The sequence below is a fragment of the Arthrobacter sp. B0490 genome (assembly GCF_002929355.1).
Lineage (GTDB): Bacteria > Actinomycetota > Actinomycetes > Actinomycetales > Micrococcaceae > Arthrobacter_D.
On sequence record NZ_PJIR01000002.1, the window covers coordinates 67773 to 84950 of the forward strand.

The window sequence follows — 17178 nt, forward strand, 5'->3', positions numbered from 1 at the left end:
CGGCTCCTAGCGATGCCCGGAAGCTACGCGCCGAGGTCGGCCTCGAACGCGCCGCCCTCGAGGCGCGCCTTGAGCGTCTGCAGGAAGCGGCCCGCGTCCGCCCCGTCGACCAGGCGGTGGTCGTACGTCAGGCTCAGGTACATCATCGAGCGGATGGCGATGGTGTCGTCACCGTCGACGCCCGTGATCACCACGGGACGCTTGACGATGATGCCCGTGCCCAGGATGCCGACCTGCGGCTGGTTGATGATCGGGGTGTCGAAGAGGGCGCCGGCCGATCCGATGTTCGTGATCGTGAAGGTGCCTCCCGACAGCTCGTCCGGACCGATCTGGCCGTTGCGGGTGCGCGCCCCGACGTCGGCGATCTTCTTGGCGAGGCCACCGAGGTTGAGGTTCCCGGCGTCCTTGATGACGGGGACGAGGAGGCCCTTCTCGGTGTCGACCGCGATCGCCAGGTGCTCGGCGTCGTGGTAGGTGACCTCCTTCTTCTCCTCGTCGAAGGACGCGTTCAGCTTCGGGTGCTGCTTGAGCGCCTCGGTGACGGCCTTCGAGATGAAGGGGAGGAAGGTGAGCTTCGCGCCGTTCTGCGCCTGGAAGGTGTCCTTCGACGCGGTCCGCAGCTTCGCGATGCGGGTCATGTCCACCTCGATGACCTGCGTGAGCTGCGCGGAGACCTCCAGCGACTCGCGCATGCGCTTCGCGATGGTCTGCCGGATGCGCGGGGCCTTCTCCACGGTGCCGCGCAGCTTCGAGGGCTCGACCGCGGGGGCGGCCTTCGACGGTGCTGCGGGTGCGGGTGCCGACGGGGCTGCCTGCGGTGCGGCTGCGGGCTCCGCCTGCTGCGCCTTGCGGGCCTCCGCGGCCTCGAGGACATCCTGCTTGCGGATGCGTCCTCCGACGCCGGTGCCCTTGACGGTGGAGAGGTCGACGTCGTTCTGGTTGGCCAGGCGGCGGACGAGCGGCGTCACGTAGGCGGCGGACCCTGCCTCGGTGCTTCCCGAGTCCGTGCCGGCCGACGGCGTCGGCTGGGGCGCGGCGGGCTTCTCGGCGGCGGGTGCCGGCGAGGGTGCGCCGCCGGCGTCCTCGTCGGGCTCGGACGTTCCCGAGGCCCGGCCGGCTTCCTTGTCGGCGCCCGGCTTCTCGGTCGGGGAGTCGTTGCGCTCCTCGGCCGGCGCGGCGACGAGGGGCTCGCCCGAGGCGGCCTCCACCTTCCGGGGTGCTGCCGCGCCGGAGCCGATGACGGCGAGGACCGCACCGACCTCGGCGGTCTCGTCCTCGTTCACCCGGATCTCCTGCAGCTTGCCGGCCACGGGGGAGGGGATCTCGGTGTCGACCTTGTCGGTGGAGACCTCGAGCAGGGGCTCGTCGACCTCGACGTCGTCGCCGACGGCCTTGAGCCAGCGCGTGACGGTTCCTTCGGTGACGCTCTCGCCCAGCGCGGGGAGGGTGACCTCGGTGCCCTCACCGGAATCGTCCGAGGAACCGGCGTCGTCCGATCCACTCGGTGCGGCGGTCTGCTCGGTCTCGGGGGCTTTCTCCGTCGACGGGACGGCGTCCTCGACCGGCAGCGGGGCCTCTTCAGCCTGTTCGGCTGCGGGAGCAGAGTCGTCCGAGTCCCCGCTGCCGGATCCGTCGCCGATGCGCACGAGGGGCGCGCCGACCTCTGCGGTCTCGTCCTCGGCGACCAGGATCTCTTCGATCACGCCTGCGATGGGCGAGGGGATCTCGGTGTCGACCTTGTCGGTGGAGACCTCGAGCAGGGGCTCGTCGACCTCGACGCGGTCACCGACGGCCTTGAGCCAGCGGGTGACAGTGCCTTCGGTGACGCTTTCACCGAGAGCGGGCAAGTTCACGGATTCAGACATAATGCGCCCGTTTCTCCTTCGTAGATCGTTCCTTGGCAGCTGGTCGACGAGCGTGGCCCGCTCAGCTGGACGTGCTTGGATTCCTGCTTCCGAGCTTAGTCCACGCCCTCGGGGCGTGGACCAGGCTCGGGCGGTCGGGTGCTTTTCCTCAGCCGTGCAGCGGCTTGCCGGCGAGGGCGAGGTGGGCCTCGCCGAGGGCCTCGTTCTGCGTCGGGTGCGCGTGGATGAGCGGGGCCACGTCCTCGGGGTACGCCTCCCAGTTGACGATGAGCTGCGCCTCGCCGATCTGCTCGCCCATGCGGCTGCCGAGCATGTGGACGCCGACGATCGGGCCGTCCTTCTCGCGGACGAGCTTGACGATGCCGCCGGTGCCGATGATGGAGCTCTTGCCGTTCCCGGCGAGGTTGTACTCGTGCGTCTCCACGCGATCGTCGCCGAACTTCTCGCGGGCCGCCTTCTCGGTGTAGCCCACGGAGGCGATCTCGGGGTCGCTGTAGGTGACCTTGGGGATGTTGATGTCGGCGACGACGACGGGCTTGAGCCCGGCGATCTCCTCCGCCACGAAGATGCCCTGCTGGAAGCCGCGGTGGGCCAGCTGGAGGCCGGGGACGATGTCGCCGATCGCGTAGATGGTGCCGACGCCGGTGTGCAGGCGCTCGTCGGTGATGACGAAGCCGCGGTCCATGGTGAGGCCCGCTTCCTCGTAGCCGAGGTTCTGCGTGACGGGCCCGCGGCCGACGGCCACGAGCATGAGGTCCGCCTCGAAGGTCTTGCCGTCCTCCAGCGTGACCACGACACCGTCGTCGTTCTGCTGGACGGCCTTGAAGCGCGTGCCGGTGTTGAACTTGATGCCGCGCTTCTTGAACGCCCGCTCGAAGTTCTTCACGATCGAGGCGTCCTCGTTCGGCACGAGCGAGGGGAGGGCCTCGATGATGGTGACGTCGACGCCGAAGGACTTCCACACGGACGCGAATTCGCAGCCGATGACGCCGCCGCCGAGGATGATCGCGGTCTTCGGGACGAAGTCCATGGTCAGCGCCTGGTCGGAGGTGATGACCTTGCCGCCGATCTCCAGTCCGGGGAGGCTGCGGGAGAAGGAACCCGTGGCGAGGACGATGTGCTTGCCCGTGTAGACGGTGCCGTCGACGTCGATGGTGTTCTGCGACGCGAGCTTGCCCGAGCCCTCGATGACCGTGATGCCCTTGGACTTGATGAGGCCCTGCAGCCCGCGGTACTTGCCCGCGATGATGCCGTCCTTGTAGGCGTTGACCGCGGCCATGTCGATCGACTCGAAGCTGGCCTTCACGCCGTACTTCTCGGAGTCGCGGGCGCCGTCGGCGATCTCCGCCGAGTGCAGGAGTGCTTTCGTGGGGATGCAGCCGTTGTGGAGACAGGTGCCGCCGAGCTTGCCCTTCTCGATGAGTCCCACGGTGAAGCCCAGCTGCACCGCGCGGAGAGCCGCAGCGTATCCGCCGCTGCCTCCACCGAGTACCAGGATGTCGAATTCTTGCGCAGTTGCCGCTTCGGCCACTTGAACGCTCCCTCGCGTGGTTCGTTGACGCGCAGGACGCGTCGATTGATGAATCGGTTGCAGATGCGGTCGCGGTGCACCAGGCAGGTGCTTCGTGTGCTCTCGTTTTTCACCCTATCCCCACAGGCAGCCGGCATCCACCTGAACGCCATGTCGCGTGCGCCATAATCCACGCGATGTGCGCAGGGTCACGTGCGCGCGCGGGAACGGCCGAGGAGACAGGAGAGGGCAGGGCGGGAGGGGGCGCCGTGGCCGGCAGGGCGCCCCCGGCCGCTAGAGCGCGCGGGCGAGGACGTCCTCGACGTAGGCGAGCAGCGTGCGCACGCCGACGCCGGTCCCGGCCTTCGGCGTGTACCCGTAGGGTGCCCCCTCGTTGAAGGCCGGTCCCGCGATGTCGAGGTGCGCCCACGGGATCTTCTCGCCGTCGACCTGGCCCACGAATTCGCGGAGGAACACGGCGGCGGTCATCATGCCGCCGTTCCGCTCGCCGATGTTGGCGATGTCCGCGACCTGGGACTCGAGGCTCGGGCGCAGTTCCTCGGGCAGCGGCATGGGCCAGAACTGCTCCCCGGCCCGGTCGGCGGCGGCCTTCACGGCGTCGCGCACCCCGTCGTCACCCATGACACCCGAGACCCGCGTGCCGAGGGCGATCATCTGGGCTCCGGTGAGGGTCGCGATGTCGATGATCGCGTCCGGCGCTTCCTCGCTCGCCGCGGCGAGGCCGTCGGCCAGGACGAGGCGGCCCTCGGCATCGGTGTTGAGGACCTCGACGGTGCGGCCGCCGTAGATCGACAGGACGTCCTCGGGGCGCTGCGCGGAGCCCGACGGCATGTTCTCGGCGAGGCAGAGCCAGGCCGTGACCTTCGCGGGCAGTCCCAGTTCGGCGACGGCGAGGAGCGTGGTCAGGACGACGGCGGCACCGGCCATGTCGAGCTTCATGGTCTGCATGCCCGCGGCGGGCTTCAGCGAGAGTCCTCCGGAGTCGAACGTGATGCCCTTGCCCACGAGGGCGAGGTGCACGGCGGACTTGGCGGGGGAGTATTCGACCTTGACCATCCGCGGCGGGCGCGACGATCCCTTGCCGACGCCGAGGATGCCCCCGTAGCCGTCACGCTCGAGGCGCTTCTCGTCCATCACGGTGATCTTCACGGGGAGGCCGCGCGAGAGTTCCTTCGCGGCGTGGGCGAAGGTCTCCGGGTAGAGGTGGCTGGGGGGCTGGTTCACGAGCGAGCGGGTCGCGTTGACGTTCTTGCCGAGGACGACGGCGCGGCGGAACGCCGGCGCGAGGTCGGCGTCGTCGGCCACGTCCGTGTGGACGACGACGTTGCGGACGGCGTCCCTGTCCCTGGCGGGCGCGACGGTGCCGTCCGGCTTCAGGCCGGACCTGTGGCCCTCGTAGCTGTAGGCGCCGAGGGCGGCACCCTCGGCGACCGCGGTCGCGGCGTCCACGGTCGCGGCCGGCAGGGCGAGGACGACGGTGTCGAGGCCGGTCAGCTGGCGGACCGCGGCACCGGCGGCGCGACGCAGCGTCTCCGGGCCGAGCGTGTCACCCGGCTGCGCGGGGCCGACGCCGGACAGTACGAGGGAATCCGCACCCGTCTCGGGGAGCCCGGGAAGGCGCCGCACCTCGTCCGCCGCACCCGTCACCCCGAGGACCTGGAGGCTGTCGCCGAGCGCGCGTGCGGCCTTCGCCGGCAGGGGGCTCTCCAGCAGGACCGGCCCGTCCGTCCCCTTCGCGACCGCGATCACGAGGGCGTCACTCGGAATCTTCTTGAGGTCCTTCGCGGAAGCTGTCAGGTGTAGTTCGGTCGTCTTGATCACGGAATCTGTCTCCTCGTGTCCGGCTGGGTTGTCCAGATGCAGCATCACTCGTGGCTCCGGTATCTGGTGGTCCGGGAACCGTCCTGACGATCGTAGTCCGTGTGCCGCCGCTCATCCCGTTCCGGAATGAAGCCGGTGCCGGTGGTGTTGAGAAGAGCAGGACCACCTTCAGGAGAGAGCCATGCTGGATCCACGAACCCTGTACAACATCGATACCGAAGTCTTCGAGGACCCCGCGAGCCGCGGGTTGCCCCTGCTCGTGAGCCTCACGGGTTTCATGGACGCGGGCCATGTCGTCTCGCAGGTCAGCGAGGAGCTGCTCGAGATCCTCGACCACGACCCGGTCGCGGAGTTCGACGCCGACCAGCTCATGGACTACCGGGGCCGGCGCCCCAGGATCACCTTCGCCGAGGACCACCTCACGGACTACCAGCCGCACCGGCTCGAACTGCACCGCCTGTACGACGGGCTGGGCGAACCCTTCCTGTTCCTCACCGGCGTGGAGCCCGATCTCCAGTGGGAGCGGTTCGCGAGCGCCGTCGTCGGCCTCGTCGAGGAGCTGGAGGTGCCCATGACCTCGTGGATCCATGCGATCCCCATGCCGGTCCCGCATACGCGGCCGATCGGGGTAACCCTGCACGGCAACCGGGCGGACCTCATCGACGGCATGAACGCCTGGCGCCCCACGGCGGAGCTGCAGGCGTCCATCGGCCACGTCCTGGAGCTGCGCCTCATCGAGGCGGGCCACGACGTCGTCGGGCACGTCATCCACGTGCCGCACTATCTCGCGGAGGCCGAGTACCCACCCGCCGCCGTGGCCGGGCTCGAGTACCTGGGCGCGACGGCCCGCCTGGTGCTGCCGACGGACCGGCTCCGCGAGACCGGGCGCGACGTCGAGCGCCAGATCGCACGGCAGGTCGGCAACTCCGCGGAAGTGCAGTCCGTGGTCGCCTCGCTCGAGAAGCGGTACGACGAATACGCGGACGGGGCGGCCCGGAAGTCGCTCCTGGTCAAGGACAACAGCGAGCTCGCCAGCGCGGAGGAGCTGGGAGCGGCGGTCGAGGCGTATCTGGCCAGCCCCCAGGCGGAGGAGGAGTCGACGCTCCTGTGGGACACGGAGTTCCCCGGCACGACGTCCATCGACTACGCCCGCCACGGCGAGAGCCGCGACGAGCCGGCAGGCAGGAAGGCCCCGGAGGGGCAGGACGACGACGGCACGCCGGCCTCCTGACCCCGCCCGCGCAGGGGATCCTCCCGAGCCCGCCCCGTCGAACGGGCGGGCTCCGTCGTGCCCCGGGGTCCGCGCCGACGACGGCCCACCGGAATGCCGCGCCGTCTCCGCGATAATGGGGAGGTGAATTCTTCGAGGGCTCTCCTGGTGTGGGCGGCGGGAGTCGCCGCCTATCTCGTCGCAGTGACGCAGCGCACCACCTTCGGAGTGGCTGGCCTGGAGGCGACCGACCGTTTCAGCGCCTCCGCCTCCCAGCTGTCGATCTTCACCGTCGTCCAGCTCCTCGTCTACGCGGGCCTGCAGGTGCCGGTGGGCGTGCTCGTGGACCGGTGGGGTCCCCGGACGCTGATCGTGACCGGCGGGATCCTCATGGCGGCGGGCCAGGCGCAGCTGGCCTTCGCCGATTCCGTCGGCGCCGGGATCGTCGGGCGCCTCTTCGTGGGTGCCGGGGATGCGACGACCTTCATCAGCGTCCTCCGGCTCCTCCCGGCGTGGTTCGAGCCCCGGCGCATCCCGGTCCTCACCCAATGGACCGGGATCATCGGTCAGCTCGGGCAGGTGGTGTCGGTCGTCCCGTTCGTGGCCCTGCTCTCGACCTTCGGATGGCAACCGGCCTTCCTCTCGGCCGCGGCCCTCTCGGTGCTCGCCGTCGTGCTCGCCGTCGCCGTCATCAGGGACTCGCCGCTGGCAGGGAGCGAGCGCACCGCGCAGACGCTGCGGCAGACCGGCACCTCCCTCGTCGAGGCCTGGAGGCAGCCGGGCACCCGCCTCGGTCTCTGGTCGCACTTCACCATCCAGTTCCCGGGGACCGTCTTCGTCCTCATGTGGGGCTACCCCTACCTGGTGCGCGCCGAGAAGATCGGGGAAGGCACGGCCTCGGCCCTGATGACGCTGTTCGTGGCCGTGGGTATCGCGTGCGGGCCCTTCCTCGGCCGCTACGTCGGGCGGCACCCGCTGCGCCGGTCCACCATGGTCCTCGCGATCGCCGCGCTCATCAGCACGGCCTGGCTCGCCGTGCTGCTCCACCCCGGCCCCGCGCCGCTGCCGCTCCTCACCCTGCTGGTGGTCGCCCTGGCCGTCGGCGGGCCCGGCTCGATGATCGCGTTCGACTTCGCCCGCACCTTCAATCCGGCGGCACGGATGGGTACGGCCACGGGCATCGTGAACATCGGTGGCTTCATGGCCTCGCTGCTGTCGATGTTCGTCATCGGGGTGGTCCTCGACGTGCTCTTCGGCAGCGGCTTCTCGCAGGGCGACCTCTACGCGCTCGAATCGTTCCGGCTCGCGATGTCCACGCAGCTCGTCGTCCTCGCGACCGGGGTCGCCGCCGTCCTGGTGGCACGGCGGAGAGTGCGACGGCGCATGGCCGAGCAGGGCGTGGTGGTGCCGCCGATCCGGGAGGCCCTGGCGCGTGAACGGCGCCGTCGCCGGGACGCGAGGGTCGCCAGGAGCCAGGACGGCTGAGACGCGCGTCACCGGTGGCCGGCGCGTGTCCACATAGGGCAGGAGGACCGGACAGGGTCCCGGCGCGGCGGGCAGGCTGGCGTGCATGTCGTCCTCGAAGAGCCCAGCGCCGGGCAGCCCCGCGTCCCCCTTCGCCGTCACCTCGCCGGCGGACATCCTGTCCTACGTACCCCATGCGCTCGGCTTCATGCCCGGCCGGAGCCTCGTCGTCCTGACGACCTCCGGCCGGAGGCTGGGCGCTACGCTCCGGGTGGACCTGCCACCGGACGGAGCGGACGCGCGCGCGTTCGCCGCGGGAGTCCTCTCGTTCCTGCGCGGCGACGCCGGCGCGGACGGCACGCTCGTGATCGTGTACAGCGACGAGGAGTGGGTGAGGCTCGCACCGGCACCGCACCAGGGGCTGGTGCTCGCCCTCGAAGCCGTCCTCGAGGCCGCAGGGCTCCCGGTCCGGGCCGGGTGGTTCGTCTCGGCGGCCGGATGGCGCGATTACTTCTGCAGGGACGACGCCTGCTGTCCATGGCCCGGCCAGCCCCTCGACGGCCTGGCGTACAGTGCCCTCAACGCCGAACTGATCTTCCGTGGGAGTGCCTTCGATGCGTCGGCGCCGGCGGCCGTCCTCCGCGCCGCCCCCGCGGTGGCACGGGGAGGCCTCGCGTCCGAGGCCGATCGCCGCGCCATCGAGGACGCACAGGCGCACTTCGCCGCGTGCTGCTCGGGCCACTGGACGTCAGGGTCTCAGTTCCTGGCGACCTCCGGCGTCTGGGACGCCGTCCTGCTGATCCCGGAGGAGTTCGGAGCCGGCACCGAACCCGAGGTCGCGGGGTTCCTGCTGGCGAGCATCGAGTCGCGGACGGTCCGCGACTTCCTGTTCGTGAGTGCATGCCTGGGGTCCGCGCCGGCGCTCGGCGGCGCCTCGGCCTGCGGGCTGTCCGGGTCCCGCGGGTCGTCCGACGGGGAGGCCGGCGTCGGAGGGCCCGAAGCCGGCGGGGATGGCGGCCCCGTTGTGCGCGACGAGCCGGCGCGCGGCCCGGCTGCGCCCGGTTTCCCCGTCCTGCCTGCCGTCCGCGGCACCGGCGGGTGGAGCGTGCGTCTCGGGGCCGCCGTGGACGGTGCGCGGAGCGCCGGCACCGCGGCCCCGCGGGGCGCCACGGCGGCGGACCCGCAGGTCCGGGAGCCCGGCGACGCAGGCTGCGGGGGTGATGCCGCGACGCTCTACGCCGATGTCCTGGCCGGGCGCTTCACGGGGATGATCGCCTGGGCGCGGGTCGACGCGATGTCGCAGGTCCTCGCACAGCTGGCGGCAGTGGCGGAGGGCGAGTCGCGCGCTGCAGCCCTGACGATGTCGGGCTGGTTCGAATATGCGCGCGGGCGCGGTTCCCGGGCGGCGGTGTTCCTCGACGCCGCGGAGGAGGCGGTGCCCGGTTACCGCCTCGCACGGCTGCTCGCCGAGCTCCTGCGCCGCGGCGGGCTGCCGGCGTGGGCCCGGCGCCGCTCGACCGCGTGGACCGCCGACCCCGGGAGGGCGGAGCATGGAGCGGAGTGACTCCGACCGGTGGAAAAGGGGCCCGGGGGAGGGGCGGACGGTCCGGCGATGATTTCCGGCGCGGCGGGCAGCCGTGAGACAATGAAGGTTGAGACCCGGTTGGGTCCGTGCATCAGAACGCACCGAGCATCGCCGGAACATGTTCCGCCCCAGGGCGGATCCCGGGGAATAGCGAGGACCGCAGGACCGTTCCATCTGGGACGTGGCCCGCCGGACAGCTCTGATAACCAGCGCGGACTTGACAGGGTCATAGTGGTGTTGTCCCTCTGATGGCACCACACACCGCCGTATGAAAGGTTCTCTGTGCCGGTCAAGAAGACAGCAGCACCGGCGTCGACAGACGCCGGTACCACCACCACGAAGCGACGGGTAGCGGCCAAGAAGCCCGCCACCAAGGCTGCTTCCACCGCTGCGGCCGCGAAGGCCTCGTCCTCGGACGCCCAGGGTTCGGTGGACACGCTCGATGCAGCCGATCCCGCCGTCGATGCCGCGGCCGACGTCGACGCCGAGGACAGCAAGCCCGAGGCCGCCGAGACCGGCACGACCACGGGCTTCGTCTACTCGGATGCCGACGACGACGACGCGCCGGCCCAGCAGGTCGTGTCTGCGGGAGCCACCGCCGACCCCGTCAAGGACTACCTGAAGCAGATCGGCAAGGTCGCCCTGCTCAATGCCGAGCAGGAAGTCGACCTCGCCCTGCGCATCGAGGCCGGGCTGTTCGCCGAGGAGAAGATCGCAGCCGACCCCGACATGGATCCGAAACTCAAGCGCGAGCTCGAGTTCGTCATCCACGACGGCAAGCGGGCGAAGAACCACCTCCTCGAGGCGAACCTCCGTCTCGTGGTGTCCCTCGCCAAGCGCTACACGGGGCGCGGCATGCTCTTCCTCGACCTCATCCAGGAAGGCAACCTGGGCCTCATCCGTGCGGTCGAGAAGTTCGACTACACCAAGGGCTTCAAGTTCTCCACCTACGCCACCTGGTGGATCCGCCAGGCCATCACCCGTGCCATGGCCGATCAGGCCCGGACCATCCGCATCCCCGTGCACATGGTCGAGGTCATCAACAAGCTCGCCCGCGTCCAGCGCCAGATGCTGCAGGACCTCGGTCGCGAACCCACCCCCGAGGAGCTCGCCCTCGAGCTCGACATGACGCCCGAGAAGGTCGTCGAGGTGCAGAAGTACGGCCGTGAGCCCATCTCGCTGCACACGCCCCTCGGCGAGGACGGCGACTCGGAGTTCGGTGATCTGATCGAGGACTCCGAAGCGGTCGTGCCGGCGGACGCCGTCAGCTTCACGCTGCTCCAGGAGCAACTTCACTCCGTCCTCGACACCCTGTCGGAGCGGGAGGCGGGCGTCGTCGCCATGCGCTTCGGCCTCACCGACGGGCAGCCGAAGACCCTCGACGAGATCGGCAAGGTCTACGGCGTGACGCGCGAGCGGATCCGCCAGATCGAGTCGAAGACCATGTCCAAGCTGCGCCACCCCTCGCGATCCCAGGTCCTGCGCGACTACCTGGACTGAGCCGGACCTCTTCGGCATTGCAGGGCCCTTCCTCAGGGAGGGGCCCTGCGTCGTCCCCGGGCTCATCCCGGCCGGGGACGGTCCCGCCGGTGGGTGGACCTGTCGGGCCGGAACGCGGATAGGCCCCCTCCGGTGGGTGGACCTGTCGGGCCCGGAACGCGGATAGGCCCCCTCCGGTGGGTGGACCTGTCGGGCCCGGAACGCGGATAGGCCCCCTCCGGTGGAGGGGGCCTATCCGTCTGCTGCGCCCGTACACGGAGCGCCTGGTCTCGAAGGTAAGGGGTTCGCGTCCTGTAGTGGTCAGTCGCCGACGACGGCGGGCTTCACGTGAAGCCGCTGCGTCTCGTCCTGCCACTCCGACGTGAGCGGCTTCAGGTTTGCTTCGACGGCCCGCGCGTGGTGGCCGCAGAACAGAAGCTCTCCACCGGAAGACTGAAGGACGGCCCGCACGTAGGCCTGGGCGCCGCATCGGTCACAGCGGTCCAGGGCAGTTAGTTCGCGAGTTGCTACTGCAGTGGTCATGAGTGTCTCCTCCTGTGGATCGTGTACTCATATAACCACTATTCGTCAGCGGCCCTTCGCAGGTTTGGCCTTCTTTCGCTCCGGGCGTACCAGGGGGTATGGGGCGTTGCCGGAAAGCCATGGGGAGCACCGGCCCGCGCCTGACGGTCCCTGTCAGTACCGGGCAATAGACTGAAGATCCCCATCCCTTTCGAACACACCGCCCGGTGCCCGTCCTGGTTCGTGCCCGTTCCGCCAAGGAGAATGCTCGTGACACCCCCCACTTCGGACTACACAGCCCGGCACCTCTCGGTGCTCGAGGGCCTCGAGGCCGTGCGCAAGCGTCCCGGCATGTACATCGGGTCGACCGACTCCCGTGGCCTCATGCACTGCCTCTGGGAGATCATCGACAACTCCGTGGACGAGGCCCTGGCGGGCTACGGCCAGAGCATCACGGTGATCCTGCATGCGGACGGGTCCGTGGAGATCCACGACGACGGCCGCGGCATCCCGGTGGACATCGAACCGAAGACCGGGCTCACCGGCGTGGAGGTCGTCTTCACCAAACTGCATGCCGGCGGCAAGTTCGGTGGTGGCTCCTACACCGCCTCGGGCGGCCTCCACGGCGTCGGGGCGAGCGTCGTCAACGCGCTCTCGTCCCGCCTGGACGTCTTCGTGGACCGCGGCAGCAAGACGTACGCCATGTCGTTCCGCCGGGGGGAGCCCGGCCTCTTCAAGGACGCCAGGACGCCGTCGCCCACGTCGTCCTTCGAACCCTTCCTGGACGGCTCCCGCCTCGAGATCGTCGGGACGGCCAAGCGGGGCGTCACCGGAACCCGCATCAGGTACTGGGCGGACCGCCAGATCTTCACCCCCGATGCCGCCTTCTCCTACGAGGAGCTGCAGACCCGCGCTCGCCAGACGTCGTTCCTCGTCCCGGGGCTGCGCCTCACGCTCCGGGACGAGCGGAAGCTTCCGGGCACGCCGGGGGAGTCGGGGCCGGTGGAGGAGGTCTTCCAGCACGACGGCGGCATCTCCGAGTACGCGGAGTTCCTGGCGCTCGACGCGGCCGTGACGGATGTCTGGCGCTTCCAGGGCTCGGGCCGCTTCAAGGAGTCCGTGCCGGTCCTCGACGATCGCGGACACAGCCGGATGGCCGAGGTGGAGCGGCACTGCGACGTCGACATCGCCCTGCGCTGGGGTATCGGCTACGAGACGACGGTCCGCAGCTACGTCAACATCATCGCGACCCCGAAGGGCGGAACACACCAGACCGGCTTCGAGCAGGCCCTGCTGAAGACCTTCCGCAAGGTGATCGAGGCCAACGCGCGCAAACTGAAGGCGGGTAGCGACAAGATCGAGAAGGACGACGTCTTCGCAGGCTTGACGGCCGTCCTCACGGTGCGTCTGGCCGAACCGCAGTTCGAGGGACAGACCAAGGAGATCCTCGGGACCTCCGCGGTGAAGGCCATCGTCGCGAAGGTGGTCGAGACGGAGCTGCAGGCCCGCCTGTCCTCCTCCGCCCGGAACGACAAGGCGCAGTCGGCCCTGCTGCTTGAGAAGGTCGTTGCCGAGATGAAGTCACGCATCTCCGCGAGGGTGCACAAGGAGACGCAGCGGCGCAAGAACGCCCTCGAGACGTCCACCATGCCTGCCAAGCTCGCCGACTGCCGCATCGACGACCCGGAGCGCTCCGAACTGTTCATCGTCGAGGGCGACAGCGCACTCGGCACGGCGAAGAACGCGAGGTCCTCCGACTACCAGGCGCTCCTGCCGATCCGGGGGAAGATCCTCAACGTGCAGAAGGCCTCCGTGGGCGACATGCTGTCCAACGCCGAATGCGCCGCCCTCATCCAGGTCATCGGGGCCGGGTCCGGGCGGAGCTTCCAGCTGGACGCGCGCCGGTATGGCAAGGTCATCCTCATGACCGACGCCGACGTGGACGGCGCCCACATCCGCACGCTGCTCCTCACCCTGTTCTTCCGGTACATGCGTCCGCTCGTCGAGGCCGGCCGGGTTTATGCCGCCGTCCCTCCCCTGCACCGCGTCGAGGTGATCAACGGCGGCTCGAAGGCGAACGAGATGATGTACACCTACTCCGAGGCGGAACTGACGCGCCTCCTGGCGGCGCTCGAGAAGAAGGGCAAGCGGTACAAGTCGCCCATCCAGCGCTACAAGGGGCTCGGTGAGATGGACGCCGACCAACTGGCCGAGACCACGATGGATCCGCGGCACCGGACCCTGCGGCGTGTGCTGATCCAGGAGGCCGAGTCGGCCGAGAACGTCTTTAACCTCCTGATGGGCAGCGACGTGGCCCCGCGCAAGGACTTCATCATCGCAGGGGCCGCGTCCCTGGATCGGGACCGCATCGACGCCTGACGTGCGCGTGGCGGGATCTCGGGGCGGCCCGAGGATGGGGTGTGGACCTGCTGCAGGCGAGCACGACGGGAAGCCGCACCGGAGCTGCTCAGCCCAGCAGTTCCGGTGCCACGAGCAGCACCGGGGGCACCACGAGGAGCAGGCCGGCCGTGGAGAGGGCGAGGCCCTGCTGGAGACGGCCCAGTGGCGGCAGGGGCGTGAGCAGCCGTCGCAGCCGATGCGCCGTCGATCGTGCGTCGGCGACCCCGCCGGTCACATCGGCCGCAGCGGGGTTCCCCCCACCCCTGCCCTCGTCCGCGAGGGGGTCGTCGAGCTCGTCCTGCGGGGGCGGGAGCGCGCCCGAGCCGACGATGGCGATGGCGCGTACGAGCGTGGGTTCGTCGACGTGGCGCAGGGCCTCGTCGTCCGCGAGCATCTCGATCAGCTCGCTCACGGCGCGCTGCGCGAGCTGCGACGTCGGGAGCCAGGGCAGCGCCGCACGCCATGCGGCGAAGGCCCACAGCAGCAGATGGTGCCGCTGGTGGAGGTGTGCGTTCTCGTGCGTGAGGACCGCGTCGAGCTCGGCGCGGCTGAGGAGGCCGATGAGACCGTCCGACATGACCGTCACGGACCGCGCCCCGCCGGGGAGGCAGTAGGCCACGGGGGCGGGATGACTGATCACCAGTGTGGCGGGCTGGTCGGCGGCGGGGGAGCTCAGCAGGTGGAGCATGTCCCGGTGGCGCCTGCGCTGCCGACGGATGCGGACGAAGGTCAGCGCCAGGGTGAAGAGGAGGTGCCCGAACAGCAGGGTCGCCGCGCTGATCGCGAAGACGTGGATCACGCCAAGGGTCGCGGCGGACTCCTCGTTGAGCAGGATGCCGAAGAATCCCGCCGAGGCCGAGACGAGGTTGTCGCCGAGCGGCTCGAGGCCCCAGACGAGCATCGCCCCGATCATGGACAGTCCGCCGGCGAGGGCTATCGACTGCCAGAGGATCATCGCGGTGAACGGAGCCCGTGCAGGCCACGAGGCGCGGGAGAGCGCGATCGGTGCCGGCCACGCGAGGACGATCGCGAGGGCCGCGAGCAGGTAGGAGGCCCAGAACACCGACGGGTCAGCTGCCGCCGAGCAACTTGCGGAGGGTCTCGGCCTCGGCCGGGGAGACGCTGCCGATGAACCGTGCAAGGACGGCTTCGCGGTCGGGCGCTGTCACGAGCACCTCGTGCATGAGCTCCGCCGTGTGGTCCTCACGGCTCGTCACGGACCGGTAGCGGTGCGGGCGGCTGTCGCGCTCCCGCTCCACGAGGCCCTTCTTCTCCAGGCGCGACAGCACGGTCAGGACCGTCGTGACCGCCAGTTCGCGTCCGACCTCCCCTGACGGCGCCTCCGCGATCGCGTCCCGCAGGGCGTTGGCGTTCATCGCTTCCGGTGTCGCCCACAGGAGGTCCATCACCGTGCGTTCGAGGTCTCCGAGCGTTGCCATGTTCTTCCTTCGATCAATGCACGACCGGAGCCCGTCCCGGGTCCCGATCCGCCCCCGCGAGGGGGCGATGAAGCGTGGTGCATCTAACGTACAGCGTCGGGCCGGACATTTCTACTCCGCGTAGAAATGCACCCCGATTTGTTCTACGATGTGTAGAAGAACTTTTCTACAGCGTGTAGAAAATCCGCGTCGCCGGCGCCCGGCGTTGCCGAAAGGGTCCGATGGAAGCCTTGGAGATTGCCCGGTGGCAATTCGGGATCACGACCGTCTACCACTTCCTGATGGTGCCGCTGACCATCGGGCTGGGTCTGCTGGTCGCGACGATGCAGACCCTGTGGCACCGCACGGGCCAGGAGCACTACCTCCGCATGACGAAGTTCTGGGGGAAGCTCTTCCTCATCAACTTCATCATGGGTGTCGCCACCGGCCTCGTGCAGGAGTTCCAGTTCGGCATGGCGTGGAGCGAGTACAGCCGCTTCGTCGGGGACGTCTTCGGGGCGCCGCTGGCGATGGAGGCGCTCTTGGCCTTCTTCGTCGAGTCGACGTTCCTCGGTCTCTGGATCTTCGGCTGGGACCGCCTGCCCCGGCTGATCCACCTGCTGTCGCTCTGGGCCGCCGTCCTCGCCTCCGTCTTCTCCGCCTACTTCATCCTCGTGGCGAACTCGTGGATGCAGCACCCGGTGGGCGTCGAGATGGTCGACGGCAGGCCGGTGATGGTCGACGCATGGGCGGTCTTCACCAACAACACTGCCCTCGTCGCCTTCCCCCACACCCTCTTCGGAGCCCTCGCGGTGGCCGGTGCCTTCCTCCTCGGCATCAGCTGGTACCACCTGTGGAAGCGGCGCCACGACGGGCTCGACACCGTCGGCGCGGACGGCACCCTCGTCGTCCGTGACCGGGTCGGTGCCCGTGACGCCGTGGACCACGAGGTCTGGCTCCGCTCCGCACGGGCGGGTGCCCTCGTCGCCATGATCGCGTTCGCGGGCACCGGCATCACGGGGGACCTGCAGGGCAAGCTCATGTTCGACCAGCAGCCCATGAAGATGGCCGCCGCGGAAGCCGCCTGCCATGACGGCACGGGATTCTCGATCCTCTCCGTCGGCAATCTCGGTGCCCAGAGCTGTGACGACATCACCGCCGTCATCGAGGTGCCCGGCGTGCTCTCGTTCCTCGCCAACGGGGACTTCACCACCGAGGTCAAGGGCGTCAACACCCTGCTCCCCGAGTACCAGGAGAAGTACGGCACCACGCTGCCGGACGACCCCATGTACGGCGAGCGCGCGGGCACCGAGATCGACTACCTGCCCGTCATGGAGGTCACCTACTGGGGCTTCCGCATCATGATCGGCTTCGGCGCGATCGCCGCCGCGGCTGCCGCGGCCGCCCTGTGGGTCCTCCGCAGGGGCACCGTGCCGGAGTCACGGTGGCTCATGCGCCTCGCGGTGTTCGGCATCCTCGCTCCGTTCGGCGCCAACTCCGCGGGCTGGATCTTCACCGAGATGGGGCGCCAGCCGTTCGTCGTGGCGCCCAACCCGGACGCCTCCGGCATCGACAGCGTCTTCATGTTCACCGCCGCGGCGGTCTCGCCCGGCGTCTCCCTCGCCGAACTGGTCGTCTCCCTCGTCGCCCTCACGGCCGTCTACGCGGTGCTGCTCGTGGTCGAGGTGAGACTGCTGTTCACCTACGTCCGGGGCGGCACCGCCTCCGCGATGCCGGAGCTGGCGCACGTCGGGGCCGATCCGTCGACCGGCGGGAAGGACGACGGCGATGTCCTGGCCTTCGCCTACTGACCCCGCCCGTCCCACCGCCGGCCCGACGCCGCCGCTTCGTACTCGTCAGCCCCACTCGCCCGGAAGGTTCCT

Annotated in this window: 12 protein-coding genes; 6 read left to right on the plus strand and 6 right to left on the minus strand. The window is 69.8% G+C overall.

Going from position 1 to position 17178, the window contains the following annotated elements; genetic code table 11:
- Window positions 1-23: 23 nt before the first annotated feature.
- From sucB to CXQ97_RS03310, 3 genes are all read right to left on the minus strand, one after another.
- On the minus strand, window positions 24-1865 hold the full coding sequence (gene sucB / locus CXQ97_RS03300) for a 2-oxoglutarate dehydrogenase, E2 component, dihydrolipoamide succinyltransferase (protein ID WP_104179428.1): 1842 nt from the start codon (window positions 1863-1865) through the stop codon (window positions 24-26).
- 148 nt (window positions 1866-2013) lie between these two features.
- Window positions 2014-3396 (minus strand): dihydrolipoyl dehydrogenase, encoded by a 1383-nt coding sequence (gene lpdA / locus CXQ97_RS03305; protein WP_104179429.1) that lies wholly within the window; start codon window positions 3394-3396, stop codon window positions 2014-2016.
- Window positions 3397-3669: 273 nt separating this feature from the next.
- On the minus strand, window positions 3670-5217 hold the full coding sequence (locus CXQ97_RS03310) for a leucyl aminopeptidase (RefSeq protein WP_104179830.1): 1548 nt from the start codon (window positions 5215-5217) through the stop codon (window positions 3670-3672).
- Window positions 5218-5398: 181 nt separating this feature from the next.
- On the opposite strand from CXQ97_RS03310, the gene CXQ97_RS03315 reads away from it, so the two are divergent.
- The 4 genes from CXQ97_RS03315 (at window position 5399) to CXQ97_RS03330 (ending at window position 10976) form a co-directional block, all read left to right on the plus strand.
- The gene (locus CXQ97_RS03315) at window positions 5399-6448 is read left to right on the plus strand and encodes a proteasome assembly chaperone family protein (RefSeq protein ID WP_104179430.1); all 1050 of its coding nucleotides are present in this window, start codon (window positions 5399-5401) and stop codon (window positions 6446-6448) included.
- Between the two features lie 123 nt (window positions 6449-6571).
- Window positions 6572-7912: a nitrate/nitrite transporter gene (locus CXQ97_RS03320; protein ID WP_104179431.1), complete on the plus strand. Its 1341-nt coding sequence runs from the start codon at window positions 6572-6574 to the stop codon at window positions 7910-7912.
- 85 nt (window positions 7913-7997) lie between these two features.
- Window positions 7998-9455 carry a DUF4192 family protein gene (locus tag CXQ97_RS03325; RefSeq protein WP_104179432.1) on the plus strand — a complete coding sequence of 486 codons (1458 nt, stop codon included), beginning with the start codon at window positions 7998-8000 and terminating at the stop codon, window positions 9453-9455.
- 303 nt (window positions 9456-9758) lie between these two features.
- Window positions 9759-10976 (plus strand): RNA polymerase sigma factor, encoded by a 1218-nt coding sequence (locus CXQ97_RS03330; protein ID WP_104179433.1) that lies wholly within the window; start codon window positions 9759-9761, stop codon window positions 10974-10976.
- 300 nt (window positions 10977-11276) lie between these two features.
- On the opposite strand, the gene CXQ97_RS03335 is transcribed toward CXQ97_RS03330, so the two are convergent.
- The gene (locus tag CXQ97_RS03335; protein ID WP_104179434.1) at window positions 11277-11498 is read right to left on the minus strand and encodes a hypothetical protein; all 222 of its coding nucleotides are present in this window, start codon (window positions 11496-11498) and stop codon (window positions 11277-11279) included.
- Between the two features lie 243 nt (window positions 11499-11741).
- Here CXQ97_RS03335 and CXQ97_RS03340 point away from each other — a divergent pair, with 243 nt between their 5' ends.
- Window positions 11742-13856 carry a type IIA DNA topoisomerase subunit B gene (locus tag CXQ97_RS03340; RefSeq protein WP_104179435.1) on the plus strand — a complete coding sequence of 705 codons (2115 nt, stop codon included), beginning with the start codon at window positions 11742-11744 and terminating at the stop codon, window positions 13854-13856.
- An 88-nt stretch (window positions 13857-13944) separates the two neighbouring features.
- Here the strand turns inward: CXQ97_RS03340 and CXQ97_RS03345 are convergent, their stop codons facing one another.
- Both CXQ97_RS03345 and CXQ97_RS03350 read right to left on the minus strand, forming a co-directional pair.
- Window positions 13945-14940: a M56 family metallopeptidase gene (locus tag CXQ97_RS03345; protein ID WP_104179436.1), complete on the minus strand. Its 996-nt coding sequence runs from the start codon at window positions 14938-14940 to the stop codon at window positions 13945-13947.
- A gap of 7 nt (window positions 14941-14947) precedes the next feature.
- A complete protein-coding gene (locus tag CXQ97_RS03350; RefSeq protein WP_104179437.1) occupies window positions 14948-15316 on the minus strand; it encodes a BlaI/MecI/CopY family transcriptional regulator in 369 nt (122 codons plus the stop codon).
- Window positions 15317-15537: 221 nt separating this feature from the next.
- Between CXQ97_RS03350 and CXQ97_RS03355 the strand changes: the two genes are divergently transcribed.
- Entirely contained in the window at window positions 15538-17106 is a 1569-nt protein-coding gene (locus CXQ97_RS03355; RefSeq protein ID WP_104179438.1) for a cytochrome ubiquinol oxidase subunit I, read from the plus strand.
- Window positions 17107-17178 lie beyond the last annotated feature (72 nt).